The sequence below is a fragment of the Oceanobacillus neutriphilus genome (assembly GCF_014645515.1).
In the GTDB taxonomy this organism is placed as follows: domain Bacteria; phylum Bacillota; class Bacilli; order Bacillales; family Amphibacillaceae; genus Oceanobacillus; species Oceanobacillus neutriphilus.
On the sequence record NZ_BMLW01000010.1, the window covers coordinates 26589 to 46878 of the forward strand.

At 38.4% G+C, this 20290-nt stretch carries 17 protein-coding genes; 10 read left to right on the forward strand and 7 right to left on the reverse strand.

Going from position 1 to position 20290, the window contains the following annotated elements; genetic code table 11:
- Positions 1 to 49: 49 nt before the first annotated feature.
- From IEX29_RS16390 to sspI, 5 genes are all read right to left on the reverse strand, one after another.
- Positions 50 to 724 carry an ABC transporter ATP-binding protein gene (locus IEX29_RS16390; RefSeq protein ID WP_188735452.1) on the reverse strand — a complete coding sequence of 225 codons (675 nt, stop codon included), beginning with the start codon at positions 722 to 724 and terminating at the stop codon, positions 50 to 52.
- Positions 708 to 1853 (reverse strand): ABC transporter permease, encoded by a 1146-nt coding sequence (locus IEX29_RS16395; protein ID WP_188735453.1) that lies wholly within the window; start codon positions 1851 to 1853, stop codon positions 708 to 710. Before IEX29_RS16395 ends, IEX29_RS16390 begins: the two co-directional genes overlap by 17 nt.
- Positions 1850 to 3073 carry an ABC transporter permease gene (locus IEX29_RS16400; protein WP_188735454.1) on the reverse strand — a complete coding sequence of 408 codons (1224 nt, stop codon included), beginning with the start codon at positions 3071 to 3073 and terminating at the stop codon, positions 1850 to 1852. The genes IEX29_RS16395 and IEX29_RS16400 overlap by 4 nt, the downstream gene beginning before the upstream one ends.
- A gap of 46 nt (positions 3074 to 3119) precedes the next feature.
- Positions 3120 to 4718, reverse strand: coding sequence for a DUF6583 family protein (locus IEX29_RS16405; protein WP_188735455.1), 1599 nt, complete (start codon positions 4716 to 4718; stop codon positions 3120 to 3122).
- A gap of 527 nt (positions 4719 to 5245) precedes the next feature.
- The gene (gene sspI / locus IEX29_RS16410) at positions 5246 to 5461 is read right to left on the reverse strand and encodes a small acid-soluble spore protein SspI (RefSeq protein WP_188735456.1); all 216 of its coding nucleotides are present in this window, start codon (positions 5459 to 5461) and stop codon (positions 5246 to 5248) included.
- Positions 5462 to 5553: 92 nt separating this feature from the next.
- Here sspI and IEX29_RS16415 point away from each other — a divergent pair, with 92 nt between their 5' ends.
- From IEX29_RS16415 to pheT, 4 genes are all read left to right on the forward strand, one after another.
- Positions 5554 to 6300 carry a TrmH family RNA methyltransferase gene (locus IEX29_RS16415; RefSeq protein WP_308423648.1) on the forward strand — a complete coding sequence of 249 codons (747 nt, stop codon included), beginning with the start codon at positions 5554 to 5556 and terminating at the stop codon, positions 6298 to 6300.
- Between the two features lie 92 nt (positions 6301 to 6392).
- Positions 6393 to 6692: a hypothetical protein gene (locus IEX29_RS26785; protein WP_229720260.1), complete on the forward strand. Its 300-nt coding sequence runs from the start codon at positions 6393 to 6395 to the stop codon at positions 6690 to 6692.
- A gap of 4 nt (positions 6693 to 6696) precedes the next feature.
- The gene (gene pheS, locus IEX29_RS16420) at positions 6697 to 7731 is read left to right on the forward strand and encodes a phenylalanine--tRNA ligase subunit alpha (protein ID WP_188735458.1); all 1035 of its coding nucleotides are present in this window, start codon (positions 6697 to 6699) and stop codon (positions 7729 to 7731) included.
- Between the two features lie 20 nt (positions 7732 to 7751).
- Positions 7752 to 10181, forward strand: a complete 2430-nt coding sequence (pheT, locus tag IEX29_RS16425; RefSeq protein ID WP_188735459.1) for a phenylalanine--tRNA ligase subunit beta — start codon at positions 7752 to 7754, stop codon at positions 10179 to 10181.
- 547 nt (positions 10182 to 10728) lie between these two features.
- Here pheT and ung read toward each other — a convergent pair.
- A complete protein-coding gene (gene ung, locus IEX29_RS16430; RefSeq protein ID WP_188735460.1) occupies positions 10729 to 11421 on the reverse strand; it encodes a uracil-DNA glycosylase in 693 nt (230 codons plus the stop codon).
- 15 nt (positions 11422 to 11436) lie between these two features.
- The gene (gene rnhC / locus IEX29_RS16435) at positions 11437 to 12354 is read right to left on the reverse strand and encodes a ribonuclease HIII (protein ID WP_188735461.1); all 918 of its coding nucleotides are present in this window, start codon (positions 12352 to 12354) and stop codon (positions 11437 to 11439) included.
- 129 nt (positions 12355 to 12483) lie between these two features.
- Between rnhC and zapA the strand changes: the two genes are divergently transcribed.
- From zapA to IEX29_RS16465, 6 genes are all read left to right on the forward strand, one after another.
- On the forward strand, positions 12484 to 12744 hold the full coding sequence (gene zapA / locus IEX29_RS16440) for a cell division protein ZapA (protein WP_188735462.1): 261 nt from the start codon (positions 12484 to 12486) through the stop codon (positions 12742 to 12744).
- Positions 12745 to 12749: 5 nt separating this feature from the next.
- Positions 12750 to 13301 carry a CvpA family protein gene (locus IEX29_RS16445; RefSeq protein WP_188735463.1) on the forward strand — a complete coding sequence of 184 codons (552 nt, stop codon included), beginning with the start codon at positions 12750 to 12752 and terminating at the stop codon, positions 13299 to 13301.
- Between the two features lie 242 nt (positions 13302 to 13543).
- The gene (gene polX / locus IEX29_RS16450) at positions 13544 to 15256 is read left to right on the forward strand and encodes a DNA polymerase/3'-5' exonuclease PolX (RefSeq protein ID WP_188735464.1); all 1713 of its coding nucleotides are present in this window, start codon (positions 13544 to 13546) and stop codon (positions 15254 to 15256) included.
- Positions 15257 to 15407: 151 nt separating this feature from the next.
- Entirely contained in the window at positions 15408 to 17753 is a 2346-nt protein-coding gene (locus tag IEX29_RS16455; protein WP_188735465.1) for an endonuclease MutS2, read from the forward strand.
- A 116-nt stretch (positions 17754 to 17869) separates the two neighbouring features.
- Positions 17870 to 18280 (forward strand): DUF350 domain-containing protein, encoded by a 411-nt coding sequence (locus IEX29_RS16460; protein WP_188735466.1) that lies wholly within the window; start codon positions 17870 to 17872, stop codon positions 18278 to 18280.
- 171 nt (positions 18281 to 18451) lie between these two features.
- Entirely contained in the window at positions 18452 to 20155 is a 1704-nt protein-coding gene (locus IEX29_RS16465) for a long-chain-fatty-acid--CoA ligase (RefSeq protein ID WP_188735467.1), read from the forward strand.
- Positions 20156 to 20290: the final 135 nt, after the last annotated feature.

A 20290-nucleotide genomic window follows, 5' to 3' on the forward strand; every position in this document is an offset into this window, starting at 1 on the left:
AAAAATCCTATTACTCATATTCTATCTGTTTTCATACTTTTAGGCAATATTATATAGAGATAATTTTCATGTTTGCTTCTCGCAGCAGGTTTTCATAGAATGGGTCATTTCCAATACACACGACAGCGTCGCATATACTTTGAATTTCATCCATATCATGCGAAGTATACATAATCATTTTATTGTCAACCTTAGCCGTTCGCTTAAGATATCCGGCAATTTCTTTTTTTGATCTTAAATCAATCCCGACTGTCGGTTCATCCAGCAATAATAGATCAGGATTATGGATTAAACTGATTGCCATATTTAATTTTCGCTTCATTCCACCGGATAATGTGTGGACAGGCTCTTTCCATTTTAATAATTCCATATCCTCACAAAGCTGTTTTAATTCAACCTTCGAGCGATTTATCCAAGAAAGCTTTTCGAAAAAAAGCATATTTTCTTCCACTGACATGTCTTCCCATAAGGCGATGTCCTGCGGTACGAACCCAACCAGTCTACGCAGCTGTTTACGATTTTTCCCATATGCCCATTTCCCTAAACGGATGTTGCCGGAATCTGCCTTTGAAATAGTTGCCAGGATATGCAGCAGAGAGGACTTGCCCGCTCCATTTTCTCCGACTAATCCGATAATTTCACCAGAGTTCACTTCAAAAGACAGATTTTCAAGTACTTTCTTTTTCCCAAATGATTTCGATACATTATTAATTTCCAGTTGCATTATTGTAAACTCCTTTCACATACCAAGCAATTAAACAAATTGGTCCAATAAATGTCCAGCCGCTCCACCATTCTTCATAAACAATCTGCCTTAATGGATTTAAGGCAGCAACCCATGGATAGCTTTCGTAAACCCCGTCCATCGGTAAAATAATTCCACTGATAATGAGGGTTACTAAAATAATCAGAACGGCAGTTATATAATAGGGAAGCAGTTTTTTAAAGGCTAACCCTATTAAAAAGACAAGGATACAAATAGTTAGACGGAAACTTAGTATATATACAAATTGTGAAATATCAAAGCCTTCACCATATAAAACATGAAAAGCACCCCATGTGATTATATCTAATAGCAATAATCCAAAACTATAAAGAAGAAGATTACATATTAAATATTGCTGAAAAGAAAAGCGGTTAAATATAAAACGGATTCGAACGGACGCATTTCTTTCTTTTATCAGCCAATCAAATAAAAAGAAGGTGGACAATAGAGCAATGATAGACCATAGACCCCAAGGATTTTCAAATAAAGAAAATCCTGTAGTTGTATCTGCATCTTCTCCCAGCAGAGTGAAATTAGTAAAAATAAGATTTTCACTTTCTTCAATAGAATAAATTTTACTAATTATTTCATTGTAGTCTGGTATGGAGGAGCTGTTTAATGTTTCTCCTAAATTCATAATGGTGTATGCTGTTTTTGATTTTCCGCTATCCTCTTGAACGAAAGAAGCGATCATTTCAACAACAGGTGTATAACCCATCGATAAATCTGTCCGGTAACTTGTAATTAACCGGTTACGCTGGCCAGCTTCAATTGCAGCACTATATCCATCTTTAATGATAAAGGCGCTGTCCAATTCATGCGTAGCCACCATTTGTCTTGCTTCTGTTTCATTTTCCATATCAATCACACGAATTAAATCAGATGAATCCAGTTTTTCTTTTAACTGAACTGCCAGGTCAGAATCTTCTTCCAGAATAATTCCAACTGGAATGGAGCTTTGATCCTGGATAGCCTCTGTCCCGGAGATAATTATCCAGGTGAAGAAAATAGGAAAAACAGCCCAAAATAATATGGAGAGAAGATGCTTCTTGATATGCAGCCAGCGTGTTGTAATTATATCCATCATATGCTTTTGCGCTCCTTCCAGCTTAATAATCCCAGTAATAGAAAGCTTAACATTCCGATTAGAAGGAGACTGGAAGTATACTCAGCATAATGTCTTTGGTTAAGGATTATTTCCTGAAGCCAATAAAGACTGTTATAGGCATAAGAATAGGGGAGATAATCCTGAATTCCCAATGGCAGGTAAAGCGTTGGTATGATAGCACCGCTAAATAAAATTAACACGGACACAAAAGATATTTGAACGAATAATCGTAATTTCAATGATGAAATAAGTACCTCAAAAACAGCTAGGGAAAGAACGAAACCCACTTGATAAATTGAAATAAGTGCTATGGTCCGAATGACATTTTCCTGCGTAAGCTCAATATCTAAGAAATAAAGCAAAGAGAAAAATGAAAGGCAAGCTAAAATGAGGGACAGTATCAGCGTTACTATTATTTTTGCAAGTATCTGCCTGAATTGTGTGGCCCCATATAACCGGATACGCTGACTGATTAATGCCGGATTCTCTTTGGTAAAAAAATAATATAGGGAAAATAGCCATAAACTGCTGATAATAAACCATGCTCCCAAACTGAAATAAGAAACGGGGGATGAGCTTGCCTGGTTTGATAAAGTCCGTTCTCTGATAACCTGGTCTCTGCCGACTGTATAGAGTAAAAATTCCTGAAATTGTTCAAAAACAAATTCATTTCTTGCATCATCATCCATATGAAATTGTTTCGCATAATAATTCATTGTCAGAATGTTAGCCTGAGAGGAACGAATATGACGGACGACACTTTGCAGGGTCTCATTAATCATGTAGCTTTCCAGCTGCTGCTGCCTGTTTCCGACAATAGGAACCTCCACAGAATATCCTTGATACAAGTCCTGAATAAAACCTTTTGGGAAAGCGATATATGTACTTAAATTATTTAATTCAATCTGTTTTATTGCTTCTTCCTCAGATAATTCTTCAACCTCCAAAAAATCAATAAAACCGGAGGATTGTTCTAATAATTGGACCATCATTTCTGTTTCTGTTGAATTATCTAAATCAACTAAACCTAATTGAATGGCTTCCTTTTCGTCCTGGGTAAAAAAACTGACAACAATCACCATCATAAGTCCGGCTAAAGCAAGCGGAAATATGAAAAGAAGAGGAAGTGAGTACCACTTCCTCTTAAGCTGCAGTATATGATTTTTTATAAAAAGCCCAGTTTGTTTGAAAAAAATCATGATCATGCACACTCTTTTCTTTCTAATTCAATCATTTAAGAAATACTTAGAATCCAAATTGCATTAACCATTGATCAAGCTGGTTGCTGAAGTCGCCTTGGAAGTATTCTTGCAGTTCTTCAGCGGACATTGCGCCTAAATCAACGACATTTGATGTATCGATCCCTTCAACAGCATCAATAACAGCACCTTCTATATTTAAATCCATGGATACATTTTCAACATAACCAGGGAAATCCAATGCAATATTATTATTTGAATTCATTTGGTCGCCATCATAGGTCGAATCGCCGGTCCAGCCAAGATTAACTGTTTCATTTTCTACAGTGAATTGCAGCTGACGGTCGAAATCACGAGTAGAACCATCTAACGTTTCATCTCCCGTATAAGCAGCTGTAAATTCAACCGGGGCATAGCCATCGTTAAACGCAAAATTAAGATTTGCATTATCTGTAGCTGTATCTCCGGTACCTTGGAAATCACCATCAAATGCAATGGATGCTTCCTCTGAGCCATCATTCATCGTTAATGTATGATCAAAATAAATCTGGTCATCATTAAATAATTGTCCACCTGATAAATTGATAGCAACTGGTTCTTCGCCTTCAGGTGCTAGACTGATAGAAAAGTCGCGTTGTACAATCTTATTATCAGATACCCAAAGTGTAGATTGAAGTCCGTCAGGGAATTGGAAATTGGAAATCCCTTCAACACCTTGATCAATAGCGTTATCGAACTCTGTCATCACTTCATTAAGCTGCTCTTCAATGACTGCCGGGTCTTCAAGCGGCATATAAGCAGTTTGTTCAAACTGACCTTTTAGTATTTCTTTAAATTCTTCGTCATCCTTCATCTTTTCCAATACAGAAGTGATAATTGATTTCAGTTCATCTTCTGAAAGATTCATCGTGATTTTTTCAGCACTGATAGAATCGCCGTTTACTTCCACGTCTTCTTTATCACTCTCAAATGATTCATCAGGAAGCTCCTCAAATATAAACATGAGATATTCATCCTGAATATATTCTTTTTCTTCATCTGATAATAGAAAATCATCATTTCCAAATACAAGTTCTTCAATACCTAATTGTTCATTACCAGTAAAAGTATAAGGATCAAATTGAGTTAATACGCTGCCGATATCGTCATCAGAAATCTTAAGCACTTCATCCAGAAAAGGAAGCTGGGCATATACATCAGGGCCTTCAACATAGCCGGCTATGCCGCTGAATTCCATACCTCCAAAATTTACGGATAAATCACTGTATGCCTGTTTATTCTCCAAATCTGACTCTGAGTTTATAGTAAGCTCAGCATTGGAGAGCATAGCAATTGTCTGAGGATCTGCATAATAGGAATTTTCAAGCCCCTCCAGGTTTAATCCTAGATTTACTGTTTGGGAAACTGGATTTTCTCTTGCCTGTTCGTACCAGTTTAATTCATCCTCATATCTTGTTTCTGCAAAAGTTTGAAGTTGTTCCATAGAATTTTTCTCAGCTTGGAAATATGTTGCTTTTGGTGTAGATGCTGTCAGGAAGAATGCCGCTGCACCTCCGCCGGCAAGGACGATTACAGCAATAATAATAGCAATAATTCCTTTCGATAGACCTTTCTTCTTTGGTTGTTCATTATCATTTTCAGCCAAAGTACATGCTCCTTTCTCAAAACTATATTTGCGCAATTTGCACATTTTAAAATGGAAGTAAAAGCTTAGCATATGTAAATTTTGCCAGGCTGCCATTTCTTTTTTTCATACTATAAATTATATTCGCCAGCTAAGAATTAGAATCAAAAATTTATAATACGAAAAACTGCCTCAATTCGTTATAACATTAAAGGAATCGGTAGTCAAACCCTTTTTAGTCTTTATTTCCTATAGCTAAGCTTGATTTGCTATTCCCTTTTCAGGTAAATGATAAACGGCTTGGCAGCAGATTATGCTAGCTTTTATCTTTAATGAAATACGAAAAAAAATACAAAAGGTTTCAAAGTTTGCCGGATTTGTCGAATTTTCAGAGGGATGATAAAACAATGCGATTTTTTGACGGGAGAATTTGCCATTCTGCAAAAATAAAAATACATACCGGATTCTGTTTGGAAGCAGCATGTATTTTTATTCTGCTGGAAGTTGTTCAGAAGCATATTTTTCTTTTATAAAAGAAAAATAAAAAATTATAAATCGTTTTGAATCCCGGATTCTAGAGAAGTTATCATCTCTTTTTTCTCTTCCTCATTGGAGTGGTTCCAAATCAGCTCAAAAAGAACTCCAAGACCAGGCAGCATTTTTTCTTCTCCATTAGTAATTGCATCAACAATAGTTGCTTCTAATTGTTCTTGATCATTATTTGATATGTTTGCATAGATTGCTTTACGGATATTTAAATCCATCACTATTCACTCCTTATTTGTGATATTAAAAGTAGTTTGACCATAAGTCGTGAATTTATGTATGATGTAATTAGAATTTAAAATTGGATAGGATGAATATAGTGATTACATCTGTAAAGAATGAGAAAATAAAGACGTTAAAAAAATTACATCAGAGAAAATATCGAAAGCAGACGAATACTTTCTTGATTGAAGGGTCACATTTAATAGAAGAAGTACTTGCAAGTGATTGGACAACAAAAGAAATTATTATTTCTGAAGAGATTCCTGTACCAGGGGCAGCAGATAATTTTCCTGTGACTGAAGTAACCAAACAAGTATTTAAAGAGCTTTCCTTTACTTCCTCTCCTCAAGGAATTATGGCTGTGGTTGAAATGAAGAGAGAAGATGCTGTTGATGGGGAAGTAGTTGTTTTATTAGATGCTGTTCAGGATCCGGGTAATTTAGGAACAATTATACGTACTGCTGATGCTGCGGGGGTTGATGGGATTGTGCTGGGTGAGGGCTGTGTCGATTTGTATAACGATAAAGTAATTCGTGCAACACAGGGATCTATTTTTCATTTGCCTATTCTGCATGCTGATCTGGAAGCAGAGACTGTCCGATTGAAACAATTAGAGTACACTGTTTGGGCTACAGCCTTGGAAAAAGCAGAAAACTATAAAAAGCTGCCAGTACCGCAAAAAACAGCAATTATTTTTGGCAATGAAGGTGCAGGAGTAAAGGAGTCTTTGCTAGAAAAAGCGGATGAACGCGTGACAATTCCTATCCTCGGCAAGGCAGAATCATTAAATGTCAGCATTGCAGCAGGGGTTTTATTGTATCATTTAAAGAATTAGGCTTGCAACGGACGCATAATTTTTCTATAATAGCTGTATTCCATAATATAATTAATCTGTTCTCACAGCTTGAGAACAAATAACTAAACGCAATGAAAGAGCAAGTAACTGCCTGTGGAAGTGATTCAGGGAAGAGATGCCTTGACTGGAAGCATCTTTATCATTTCAGGTTAATTACGTTTCACTCTGGAGCGGACACTTGGACCATAATCGAATGTAAAGGTGATTCGGATGCCATCCGTTATGAGGCAAGAGTTGGATTGGACACGTTTGTTCAGTCAACAAGGGTGGTACCGCGACCATATAGCTTCGTCCCTTTTTTGGAGACGGAGCTTTTTTATGTTTTTAAAAAGTCCATCGAAACAAGGAAAGTATTAAAAGGAGGTATTTAGCGCGATGAAAGAAGAATTGCAGGCGATAGAATCAGAAGCCCTCGCAGCTGTTGAAAAAGCGGAAGACAGTCAGGCATTACAAGAAATGAAAGTAAAATATTTAGGTAAAAAAGGCTCTTTAACGACTGTTCTTCGCGGCATGGGTAAATTATCTAAAGAAGAACGTCCGGTGATTGGTGAACTCGCTAATAATGTACGTGCGTCCATTACAGAAGCATTAGACGCCAAAACAGAAAAACTGGAAAGAGAAGCTTTGGATAAACAGCTGGAAACGGAAACCATTGACGTTACACTGCCGGGAAATCCCATCCATGTTGGAGGCAGACATTTATTAACCAGCATCATGGAAGAAATAGAGGATTTATTTATCGGAATGGGCTATGAAGTGAAAGAAGGGCCGGAAGTTGAAACAGATTACTACAACTTCGAAAAATTAAATTTACCAAAAAATCATCCGGCCCGTGATATGCAGGACACTTTCTTTATCACAAATGAATTACTTTTGCGTACACAGACATCACCAGTGCAGGCCCGGACAATGGAAGCTTATCAGGGGAACCGTCCGATTAAAATGATCTGCCCTGGTAAGGTATACCGCCGTGATACAGATGATGCAACCCATTCTCATCAATTCAGACAAATTGAAGGGTTAGTAGTAGATAAAAATATAACGTTAAGTGATTTAAAAGGAACATTAGATGTATTTGCGAAAAAAATGTTCGGGAAAGATCGTAAAATTCGCCTGCGTCCATCTTTCTTCCCGTTTACAGAACCATCTGTTGAAATGGATGTATCCTGTAAGGTATGTAATGGAGAAGGATGCTCTGTTTGTAAACAGACTGGCTGGATTGAAATTTTAGGAGGCGGAATGGTTCACCCGCGTGTATTGGAAATGAGCGGTTATGATTCCACCGTTTACAGCGGATTTGCATTTGGAATGGGTCAGGAACGTATTGCCATGCTGAAATATGGTGTAAATGATATTCGTCATTTTTACACCAATGATGTCCGTTTCTTATCACAATATCATCAAGCGTAAGAGAAGAAGGAGGAGAGTACATGCTTGTTTCCTATAATTGGTTACGAAATTATGTCAATTTAGATAAAGTAACACCAGAAGAATTAGCAGAAAAAATAACACGATCTGGTATTGAAGTAGAGGGAATCGAATATTTGGCTCCCAAAAGTGAAAATATTGTAGTTGGATATGTGAAATCCTGCGAAAAGCATCCAGACGCAGATAAATTAAACTTATGTCAGGTGGATGTTGGCGAAGAATCCCTGCAAATCATCTGTGGCGCGCCAAACGTTGGAGCAGGGCAGAAGGTTGCTGTCGCGAAGCCTGGTGCGAAGCTTCCAAATGGTATGAAGATCAAGAAAGTGAAGCTGCGTGGAGTGGAATCAAATGGAATGATTTGTTCCCTGCAGGAGCTTGGATTAGATGAAAAATACATTCCTGCTGATGTTGCAGAGGGAATCTTTGTTTTCCCGGAAGATGCCGAGGTAGGCGTGCCTGTACAGGAATTATTGAACCTGGATGATGCTATATTAGATTTAGATGTACTGGCTAACCGCCCGGACGCATTAAGTATGCTCGGTGTAGCATATGAGGTGGCAGCGATTTTAGATCAGCCAATTGAACTGCCTGATGAAAATTTGACTATTGATGAATCGATAGAAGCAAAAGATTATATCGATGTAAAAATTGATTCCATTGAAAATAATCCATATTACGGTGCTTTTATCATTAGGGATGTAGAAATAAAACCGGCTCCATTATGGATGCGTAATTACTTAATGGCATCAGGTATTCGTCCAATTAACAATGTAGTGGATATTACTAACTTTGTTTTATTAGAATACGGGCAGCCGCTCCATGCGTTTGATTATGATCAATTTGGATCAAAGCAGGTAGTCATCCGCCAGGGAAAAGAAAATGAAACAATGGTTACTTTAGACGATCAGGAACGTCAATTAAACGAAAACAATCTTGTTATCACGAATGGAAAAGAGCCTGTTGCTTTAGCTGGAGTAATGGGAGGAGCTGATTCTGAGGTAACAGATGAGACAACAAACCTCCTGTTAGAAGCTGCGTATTTTAATTCAGCTTGCGTGCGCCATACAGTAAAGCAAACAGGATTACGCAGTGAATCAAGCACCCGCTTTGAAAAAGGTGTTGACCCAAATCGTGTAAAACGTGCCGGAATACGTGCATGCAGCCTGCTTCAAAAATATGCGAATGGAAAAGTAGCAGGTGGTGTTGTAGAAGTAGATCAGCTGGATAAATCAGAGAAATCTGTGACCGTTACAACAGCAAAAATAAATCAACGGTTAGGGATGGAATTAGACGAAAAAGATGTGACCTCTGTCTTGTCACGCTTACAATTTGAATTCAGTAAAAATGGAGAAGAAATTATCGTTCAAGTACCAACTCGCCGTCTGGATATTTCTATTTTTGAAGATATCCTGGAAGAGGTAATCCGGATTTATGGTTATGATCATTTACCATATACGATTCCTCAAGGCTGGGTACAGGCTGGCGGTTTAACGGATATTCAGCTGCTACAACGGGAAATTAAAAACTATTTATCAAGTGCAGGGCTGATGGAAACATTAACCTACTCTTTAACAAACGAAAAGGATGCAACACGCTTCTTAACACCGGATATTGAAGAAAAGCCTGCTTATTCTGTCGGGCTGGCAATGCCGATGAGTGAAGAGCACAGCCATCTGCGTTTAAGCCTTATTCCGGAAATGCTTCGCGTATTGCAGCATAATGTAGCCAGGACACAAACAGATTTAGCTTATTATGAAATTGGTAAAGTATTTGTTTCCCGTGAAGAGGAGATAACAAATCAGCCAATTGAAAACCTGCATGTTGCTGGCGCCTTAACTGGCCTGTGGCATAATCATCCATGGCAGCAGGAGAAGAAGCCGGTTGATTTTTATGTAGCTAAAGGAATTGTTGAAGGTTTGTTCGCACATTTAGAATTGGATGTTACCTTTGTACAAACAAAAATGGAAGATATGCATCCGGGGCGTTGTGCAGAAATCAGGTTAAATGGAAAAGGAATCGGTTATGTTGGCCAGGTTCATCCGCTGACTGCAAAAGACTTTGATGTGAAAGAAACTTATGTCTTTGAAATAGATTTGGAATCTGTATTCGCGGTTCATCAGCCGGCACCTTCATTCACAGACATTCCGCGCTATCCATCTGTAACCAGAGATATTGCATTTATCCTGGATAACGATATACCTGCCGGTAATGTTCAAGCAGTTATCAAGGAAATTGGAACTCCATTGGTAAAAGAGGTATCAATATTTGATGTCTATCAGGGAGAGCATATGGAAGAAGGTAAGAAATCAGTTGCATACCGTCTTCTATATCAGGACCCGAGCCGCACATTGAAGGATGATGAAGTGGATGCTTCTTATCAGGAGATTATTGAAAAAGTAAACAATCAATTTGGATCTTACGTCCGCTCCTAATCAAAATAAAAGAAAGCCGCTGTCACTACTTTTTCTAAAGCTGTGACAGCGGCTTTTATTTGTAGTCCGTTGAGGATAAAGGATGCGAACTCCTGTTTAGTGTGCTCGAATTCTTTATCCTCAATTTCAATCTAAGCACCCATTAGGATGCGAAATCTTATCAGTCGGTAATGCATGCCTTTACGCATCATTTCAATCCACGCACCCATCTAGGATGCGAAGCTCGTATATCCCTAGGAAACTTTGAAAATCAAATTTCAATCCACGCACCCATCTAGGATGCGAACCCACTAGACTTAATTTCAAGTCTATTGACTGGTATTTCAATCCACGCACCCATCTAGGATGCGAAAGCGCACATAAATTCCCTATATATAGCAAGGGTTCCTATATGCAAAAGTGCTAACCTCCTTAGTAATTTATGTTTACTTGGGGTTAGCACCTGAACAAATAAAGATAAGAACCTTCATGTTATACGGAAACGATAGATAATTCTATTTTATCATAAATAAAGTCTGATTTTCTAATCTCTTCGTCTGATAATAAATCAATTATCCCGATTCACATTCATAGGCAGCTGCCAATCGATAGGGGCAAGGTTTTCCTGCTTTAAAATATCGTTTGTTTTTGAAAAGTGACGACATCCAAAGAAACCGCGATGTGCTGATAAAGGACTTGGATGCGGTGCTTTTAATACATAATGCTTATCTGTATCAATTAACTCCACCTTTTTCTGTGCTGCTGCTCCCCATAATAAGAACACAACCGGGTGATCCTTCTGATTTAAAGAATAAATCACTTGATTGGTGAATTGCTCCCATCCTTTATTTTTATGAGAATGTGCCTGATGTGCGCGGACAGTCAGAACATTGTTAAGCAAAAGTACTCCTTGATCTGCCCACGATTTCAGGTAGCCATGTGAAGGAATCTTAAAACCGACATCGGCAGCAAGCTCCTGGTACATGTTTTTTAAGGAAGGAGGCACTGGAACACCGGGTTGTACAGAAAAACTCAGACCATGGGCCTGATTTGGACCATGGTAGGGGTCCTGACCTAAAATAACAACCTTTACTTTCTCAAAATCTGTGAAATGCAGCGCATTAAAAATATCGTACATATCTGGATAAATCGTGTGTGAACTGTATTCTTTTTTCAGGAATTCCCGTAAATGTTTATAGTAGTCTTTTTGAAATTCTTGCTTTAAAACTTGTTCCCAATCATTCTTTAAAGGTATATTCATTATGTCACCTCATTTTTATAAGTATTTCTTTGCTTTGTTTGTATTGGCAAAATGAAGTTTCGCTACATGTCCAAGCTGTTGTTCGCCGTGAATTTTTATATAATTGGCAGCCGCTTTATCCACCTTGCTGGATGCACCCTTTGGCAAGATTATGCCGGCTTCTTCTGATAATTTATCCATAGCAGTAACAAACCGGGCTCTTGCTAAAATAGAGGCAGCAGCAACATTAATAGAATGACTCTCTGCTTTGGTGATAAAGGTTGTATTTTCATGCAGCTTTAATGCTTCTGATTGCAGATAGCGCTTATATACAGCTGGTTCGCAAAACTGGTCAATGACTATTCCGCCGTAAGCTGCTCCATCAAGTTTTTGGATCAATCTGTCAATAGCGTGATGATGCAGCATCGCTTTCATCTTTCCTTGAGACCAGCCTTTATTTTGCAGATGATTATATTTTTCGTTCCCTAGTTTAAGAATTGTATATGAAACAGGGAGCTTTAAAATTTCTTGCGCAATGTCTTGTATAACATCGTCCTTTAAATTTTTAGAGTCTACCACACCGAGCTGTTTTAATTGGACCTGCTGCTCTTTTGCTGCAAAAACTGCAGCAACAGTAATTGGCCCAAAGTAATCGCCGGTTCCTGATTCGTCAGAACCAATGTGATTCTTTTGAAAAATAGATGTGTCGATATTTGGGGAATGCTTTGTTTTTTTTGCTAGTGTCATAGCAGATCCGCTCTTCCATTGCGTGCTTTCTTTCTCCGGCTGACTCCCTTGAAAAAGGACTTTGCCGGAATGATACGCTGTAATGACAGCATAAGGTGTTTTCGCCCGGAAGACAGCTCCCTGGGGTGTCTTCTCTAAGTAGGCATGATAATGCTTTTTCATTTCTTTTATTTTAGGTGCAGATAATGTTAATACTTCTTGGCCCAAAGCTTCATTCCTCCAATCATTAGATACCTAAGACTATAGCAAAAATAGCGGGATTTTGAAATACTTCTTTTTAAGCAAAGTTCATGTTAATATATAAAAGAATCATCGTTGCACAGGAGGCAGCAAAAAATGACAGACAATGAGAAAAAACGAGTTACTGTTGAAATATATAATCGAACTTACCATGTTATTGGTACAGAATCAGAACGCCATGTTCAATTAGTGGCAAATTTAGTCGATCAAAAAATGAATGAAATCCATGATGCAAATAAACAATTAGATACAGCAGGTTTAGCGGTATTAACAGCTGTAAATACAATGAACGATTATCTAAAACTAAAAGAAGACTATGCGACGCTTTTAGGTTCATTACGAAAGAAAGAGGACTAACAAACATGATTAACTTAATTTTAATTATCCTTCTGCTATTTGGAATAATGATGGGATTAAAAAGAGGGTTTATCCTTCAGTTATTTCACTTAACAGGTTTTATTATTGCTTTTATTGTTGCAGTAATGTACTTCCGTCCGTTTGGAGAAAGACTTTCTCTTTATATTCCTTATCCGGACCTTTCAGGTGAAGGAGCCTGGTCGGCGTTTTTGGAAAACCTGCCTATAGAAAACGCATTTTATAATGCTATTGCCTTTGCGATTATCTTCTTTGCAGTGAAGTTTATTCTGCAGATTATCGCTTCGATGTTAGATTTTGTAGCTGCGATACCAGTAATCAGCTTTGTTAACAAAATATTAGGAGCTGCTCTCGGCTTTGTTGAATTATATCTGATCAGCTTTATCCTTTTATACATCCTTGCTTTGACACCGGTTGGCGGTATACAGGAAGCGATTCAAGGATCCTCCCTGGCAATGCGGATTGTTGAGCATACACCGTATTTCTCGGAACGTATTTTTGAATTATGGTTTAATTTGACGGAATCTTTGACGAAATAAAATAGCAGACTATGAACATGATAATATGCGAAACTGACTCAAACTAAACTGGCTTGAGTCAGTTTTGTTACGATAGAAGTGCCCGTGATTTCCCTTATGGCAGATGGATGGAATATATTATGCAAATGGAGAAAACGGGCATTTCTCTTGATTAACTTATCCGGCCTTTTGTGAAAAAGGAAAAATCACCATAGAAGGAAGTTTCTTTTTATGTAAATAGTGACAGAATAGGGTGAAAGTATATGAATAAAAAAGATATCATTCGTTTACTGGAGAAAATAGCAGTTTATATGGAGCTGAAGGGAGAAAACCCTTTTAAAATAAGTGCCTATCGAAAGGCTGCACAAGCTATTGAAACGGATGACCGCAGTTTAAGTGAAATTGATGACTTTACAAAGATGAAAGGTATTGGAAAAGGAACTGCTGCAGTAATTGCCGAATTTATTGAAGCGGGTCAGTCAGAAACACTGGCAGAATTAGAAAAAGAAGTGCCGGCTGGACTTGTGCCGTTATTGGATCTGCCTGGTCTCGGAGGAAAGAAACTGTCGAAGCTTTACCAGGAGGTTGGTGTAATAGATGCTGATACCTTAAAAGAGGCCTGTTTATCCGGGAAGGTTGAAGCATTACCCGGGTTCGGCAAGAAATCTGTGGAAAAAATTGTTGCAGCGATAGAGGAAGCTGGCAAGAGACCAGAACGAATTCCTGTAGCAATTATGCTTCCGATTGTAGAAAAGGTGGAAGCTTACTTAAATGATATCGCCGGTATTATCCGCTATTCTCAGGCGGGAAGCATCCGGCGTATGCGTGAGACAGTTAAAGATCTTGATTTTATCATTGCTACTGACAATGCAGAGGAAGTAAAAGAAGCGTTAATAAAATTTCCTTCAATCAAAAATGTTATCGCTAAAGGAGATACAAAAGTATCTATCACTTTGGAAGAGGTTTATGATATTAATGTTGATTTTCGTCTGGTTTCTGATGGGGAATTTGCTTCCACTCTACACCATTTTACCGGCTCAAAGGACCATAATGTGGCCATGCGGCAATTAGCAAAATCGCGCGGTGAAAAAATCAGTGAATATGGTGTGGAGATAGAAGAAACAGGAGAGACACTTCAATTTGAAACGGAAGAATCTTTTTTCAATCATTTCGGTTTACACTTTATTCCTCCGGAGGTTCGTGAAAATACGGGAGAAGTAGAAATATTTAAAGAAAAACAGGAATTAATCCAGCTTTCTGATATTCAGGGAGATTTGCATATGCACACCACCTGGAGTGACGGCGCGCAATCTTTGGACGAAATGGTTGAAAAAGTGAAGAGTATGGGTTATTCCTATATGGCAATAACAGATCACTCTAAATATCTGCGGGTAGCGAACGGATTAAATGAAGAACGGCTTCGGAAGCAGCGGGAAGAAATTAATGCTTTAAATGAAAAATATCCAGATTTCCATATTTTTTCCGGTGTGGAGATGGATATTCTGCCCGACGGAAGCCTGGACTTTGAAGATGATTTTCTAAAAGAAATGGATTTTGTTATCGGGGCTATCCATTCCAGTTTTCAACAATCGGAAGAAGATATTATGCACAGGCTGAATACTGCACTGGAGAACCCATACATTTCCATTATTGCTCATCCGACAGGCAGACTTATCGGCAGAAGAGACGGGTATAGAGTGAATCTAGAGCAGTTGATCGAAAAAGCGAAAGAAACACATACGGCTTTAGAAATCAACGCTAACCCAAACCGTTTGGATTTATCCCATGAATGGGCTAAAAAAGCCCAGGAAGCAGGCGTAAATCTGGTTATTGATACGGACGCACATAACTATCCAATGCTTGAGCATATGAAATATGGTGTAGCAACTGCCCGCAAAGGGTGGGTTAAACCGTCCACTGTTATCAATACTTGGTCAAAAGAAGAACTAATTACGTTTTTTAAACGGGGAAAATGAGGATTTTATAAATAAAACTGCATGTTCTTTTATTAAGCTGCCACTAAAATTTTAGATTGAGATTAATCCTGTAAATAGGATAAAGAAACAAAATAACTGCAAACTTATTTGACAATACAGAAATAATTTTTTAATAAAAGAGGGTTTTAAAATGAATGAACGCGTATTAAAAACGCTAGAATTTCATCGCCTTGCTGAAATGGTGCGTGATCAAGCTGAAACCTCTATCGGAAAGGATTTAGCATCTAAGATACGCCCTAATTCCTCGCTGGAAGAAGTAGAGGAATTACAAGCACAGACAGATGAGGCAGTACAAATTTTTCGGCTGAATAAGGTGATTCCTTTAGGCGGTATATCGGATATTCGCCCCAGTGTAAAGCGAAGTGCAATAGGCAGCATCCTGGCTGCAGATGAGGTATTGCGCATTGGTGATACTTTGTATGGCGGCCGGCAGGCAAAAAGCTTTTTGGAGCAGGTGGAGGATTTAGAAATACCAATTCTTCAATCTGCTGCATCAAATATTATTGCAATCCGTGATTTAGAGCAGCATATAAACAGCTGTATTGATGATCATGGCCATATTATGGACGGAGCTTCTTCTACTTTGCGTTCCATCCGCAGCTCCATCCGTACGTATGAGAGCAGTGTCCGGAGCAAGCTGGAAAGTTATACACGTTCTAACAGCAAAATGCTCTCAGACGCCATTATCACCATTCGGAATGATCGTTATGTTTTACCGGTGAAACAAGAATATCGCGGTGCTATTGGCGGCATTGTTCATGATCAGTCATCATCAGGACAGACTCTATTTATGGAACCAAAAGCAGTCGTAGATATGAATAATAAATTACAGGATTTATTTTCTAAAGAAAAGCAGGAAGTGGAGCGGATTTTAAAGGAGCTCAGCGGTCATATTGCTTCTTATGAACAAGAGCTTTTGAATAACGTATACTGGCTTTCGCAAATTGATTTTATCAGTGCCCGGGGAAAACTTGCACAAAAAATGAATGCTGTAAGGCCAAAGATGAATATAAATGGTTATATAAAGATGCAGCAGGCAAGACATCCATATATCCCGGAAGATCAGGTGGTGGCTAATGATATTGAAATGGGAGAGGACTTCCAGGCTATTGTTATCACTGGACCGAATACAGGCGGAAAAACAGTAACATTAAAAATGGTTGGCCTTTGTACATTGATGGCTCAATCGGGATTGCAGGTGCCGGCACTGGATGGCTGTGAAATGCCGGTATTTGATGAGGTCTTTGCTGATATTGGTGACGAACAGTCCATTGAACAAAATCTAAGTACTTTTTCTTCACATATGACAAATATTGTAGAAATTATGAAGCATGTAACAGATCAGTCTCTCGTTTTATTTGACGAGTTAGGCTCAGGAACAGATCCTCAGGAAGGGGCAGCCTTGGCAATGTCTATTCTTGATGAAGTTCTTTCAAAGAATGCAAGTGTCATTGCTACAACACATTACCCGGAATTAAAAGCGTATGGGTTTAACCGGAAACAGGTTGTCAATGCTTCTGTTGAATTTAACGTAGAAACACTGAGACCTACCTATCGATTATTACTAGGAGTTCCCGGCCGCAGTAATGCCTTTGAAATCTCGAAACGGCTCGGTCTTGATGAGGCTATTATTAGCCATGCGAAGCAGCTGATCGGAGTAGATTCGCATCAGGTAGAAAATATGATTGCTTCCTTAGAACAATCCCATACAGAGGCTGAAAGAGATTATGAAAAAGCTCATGAACTGCTTGATGAAAGCGAAAAACTTCATGCAGAACTGAAGAAAGCAATGAGCAGGTGGGAAGATCGTAAGCAAAAGATTTATGAAAAAACAGAGGAAAAAGCTGAAAAAGCATTGCTTAAAGCGCGTCAGGAAGCAGAGGAAATTGTTCAGATGATGCGTAATATGAAGAATCAATCCGGAATGAAGGAACATGAATGGATAGAAGCCAGAAAAATGCTTGATGAAGCGATGCCTAACCTGAGCAAAGAAAAACCAGCTGTACCTTCTGAAAAGAAACAGGAAGAAAGCGAGTTAAAGCCGGGAGATGAAATTAAACTTCTTACCGTGAATCAGCTTGGCGAGGTTGTCAATAAAGTTAATGATAAGGAATATATGGTGCAGGTCGGTATTATGAAGGTAAAGGTGAAACGGTCTGATTTAGAGCTTGTTAAGAAGAAGAAAAAGAAACAGACAGAACCAGTGGCTACTGTAAGAGGAAGCAATCAGCACGTAAAAACGGAATTGGACTTACGCGGCGAACGCTATGAAGACGCCATGCACAAACTGGAAAAGTATGTGGATGATGTATTACTGGCCGGATATGCTCAGGCATCCATTATTCATGGAAAAGGAACTGGTGCATTACGAAAAGGAGTTCAGGAATTCGTTAAGCGTCATCCGCATATTAAAGGTTCCAGATCAGGGGAAGCTGGAGAAGGCGGAAGCGGTGTTACTGTAATTCGTTTTGAATAAGCTGAAATTCATTTAAATGTTAAAGGACATTGGAAAAAGGGATTAATCCATGTATTATTGAAGATGGGCAGTATTGTATGAACTAATCCCTTTTTCCCAATGAAGGAGCGAGGAAAATGGAAGGCTTTTGGGAAAATATATTGGTAATAACAGCAGCAAGATACAGCGTGTTTATTTTATCAACTTTACTATTTTTAGCGATATTTGAGCTGGTAACTTCCTATAAAAACTGGGAGGAAATTAAAAATGGAAACATAGCTGTTGCCATGGCTACCGGTGGTAAACTATTTGGTATAGCAATGATTTTCAGATTTTCTATTGAACATAATGATCGATTATTAGTTTCTATGGGCTGGGGTGTATTTGGTTTTGTCTTATTAATAGCCGGTTATCTGTTCTTTGAATTTTTAACACCATTTATGAAAGTGGATGAAGAAATCGGTAATGGCAATAAGGCAGTCGGATTTATCTCTATGGTTATTTCAGTCGGGTTAGCTTATGTTATTGGAGCCAGCATAGTAGGTTAGGAGTGGGGATTATGGTATTTGAACGGTTAGCGAAAATATTAATGGCAGTAGGGGTTATTTTTTTCGTGGTAGGAATTATCTACTTATTTCTCTGAAATTTAGATAATATTTTTAAAAATAGAAATTAATCGTTATAATAGGTATATACTATACTAAAGGAGGAATGATTTAATGGTGGAGAAAAGACTTTGGCATGATCGTTATCCCGAAGATATACCGTTAACTATGGAATATGATAAGTGTCCTCTATATCAATATCTAATTGATGCTGCCCATCAATACGGAGAAAAGAAAGCGCTTTATTTTATGGGGAAGGAGATGACCTATAAAGAGCTTTTTGAAGAAGCGAAAAAATTAGCAAATTACCTGCAATCTATTGGTATCCGTAAAGGAGACAGAGTGGCTATCTTTTTACCGAATACACCTCAGGCTGTAATTGGTTACTATGGTATTTTAATGGCAGGTGCCATCGCTGTTCCGACGAACCCGCTTTATAAAGAAAGAGAACTAATCTTTCAAATGAATGATTCACAGGCAAGAGCAATTATTTGTTTAGATATTTTATTTCCCCGTGTGAATAGTGTCCGTAATCATACTCCATTAGAGCATGTCATTGTAACGGGTATTAAGGACTATCTTCCATTTCCTAAAAACGTAATCTATCCTTTTATACAGAAGCGGGAATATAATATGGTTGTTAAAGTCGAGCCTGGTAATGATACGCATGTATGGAAGAAAATAATGGAACAATCAGTGGCGGATTATTTAGAATCGTCCATTGACCCTATGGAAGATCTGGCACTCCTGCAATATACGGGAGGGACAACTGGCAACCCAAAGGGAGTTATGCTCACTCATTATAATTTAAGCTCAAATGTACAGATGTGTGAAACCTGGCTTTCAAAAAGTGAAAAAAAAGACAGTCAAGATACCGTTGTAGGTATTCTTCCCTTTTTTCACGTATATGGAATGACAGCTGTTATGAACTATGCGATAAAAAAAGCAGCAAAAATTATTCTTATACCTAAATTTGATGCAGGTGATTTATTAAAAGTCATTGATAAGCAAAAACCAAACCTTTTCCCTGGAGCTCCAACTATTTATATCGGTCTTTTAAACCACCCTGATATAAAGAAATATGATCTGTCCTCCATCGAAGCATGTATTAGCGGCTCGGCTCCTTTGCCAATTGAAATTCAGGAACGTTTTGAAAGTATTACGGGGGGAAAGCTTGTTGAAGGATATGGATTGACGGAATCTTCTCCAGTAACGCATGCGAATTTTGTATATGCAGAACGTATAAATGGCAGTATCGGTGTTCCATGGCCGGATACGGATGCGAAGATTGTTCAAATGAGCGGTGAGAGCCTGGAGGAGCTGCCAACAGGTGAGATAGGGGAAATTGCAGTCAAAGGACCCCAAATTATGAAGGGATATTGGAATAATGAAGATGAGACAGCAAATAGCCTGAAGGATGGCTGGCTATTAACCGGAGATTTAGGTTATGTGGATGAAAGAGGTTATTTTTATGTGGTCGACAGGAAGAAGGATATAATTATCGCTGGCGGTTTTAATATTTATCCGAGAGAAATTGAAGAAGTATTATATGAGCATGAAGCTATTCAGGAAGCTGTAGTGGCAGGTATACCAGACCCATACAGAGGCGAAACTGTAAAAGCCTATATCGTTCTGAAAGAGGGAGCGGACCTGACAGAAGAAGAATTAAATGAGTATGCAAGAGAACATCTGGCAAGCTATAAAGTACCCCGGATTTATGAATTCCGTGATGAATTACCGAAAACAGCGGTCGGGAAAATCTTAAGAAGAAAGCTGATAGACGAAGAGAAACAGAAACAAGAAGCAGCATCTGTTTGAGCCTCGTGCTCTTTTTTTCTTTTTAGAGGAGGTTCAAAAAGTCCAATAAAAATGATAAAACGAAACAGCTTTTCATTGACATTGAACTGTAAGGATTGTATATTAAAATTATGAATGACTATTCACTCATTTTTA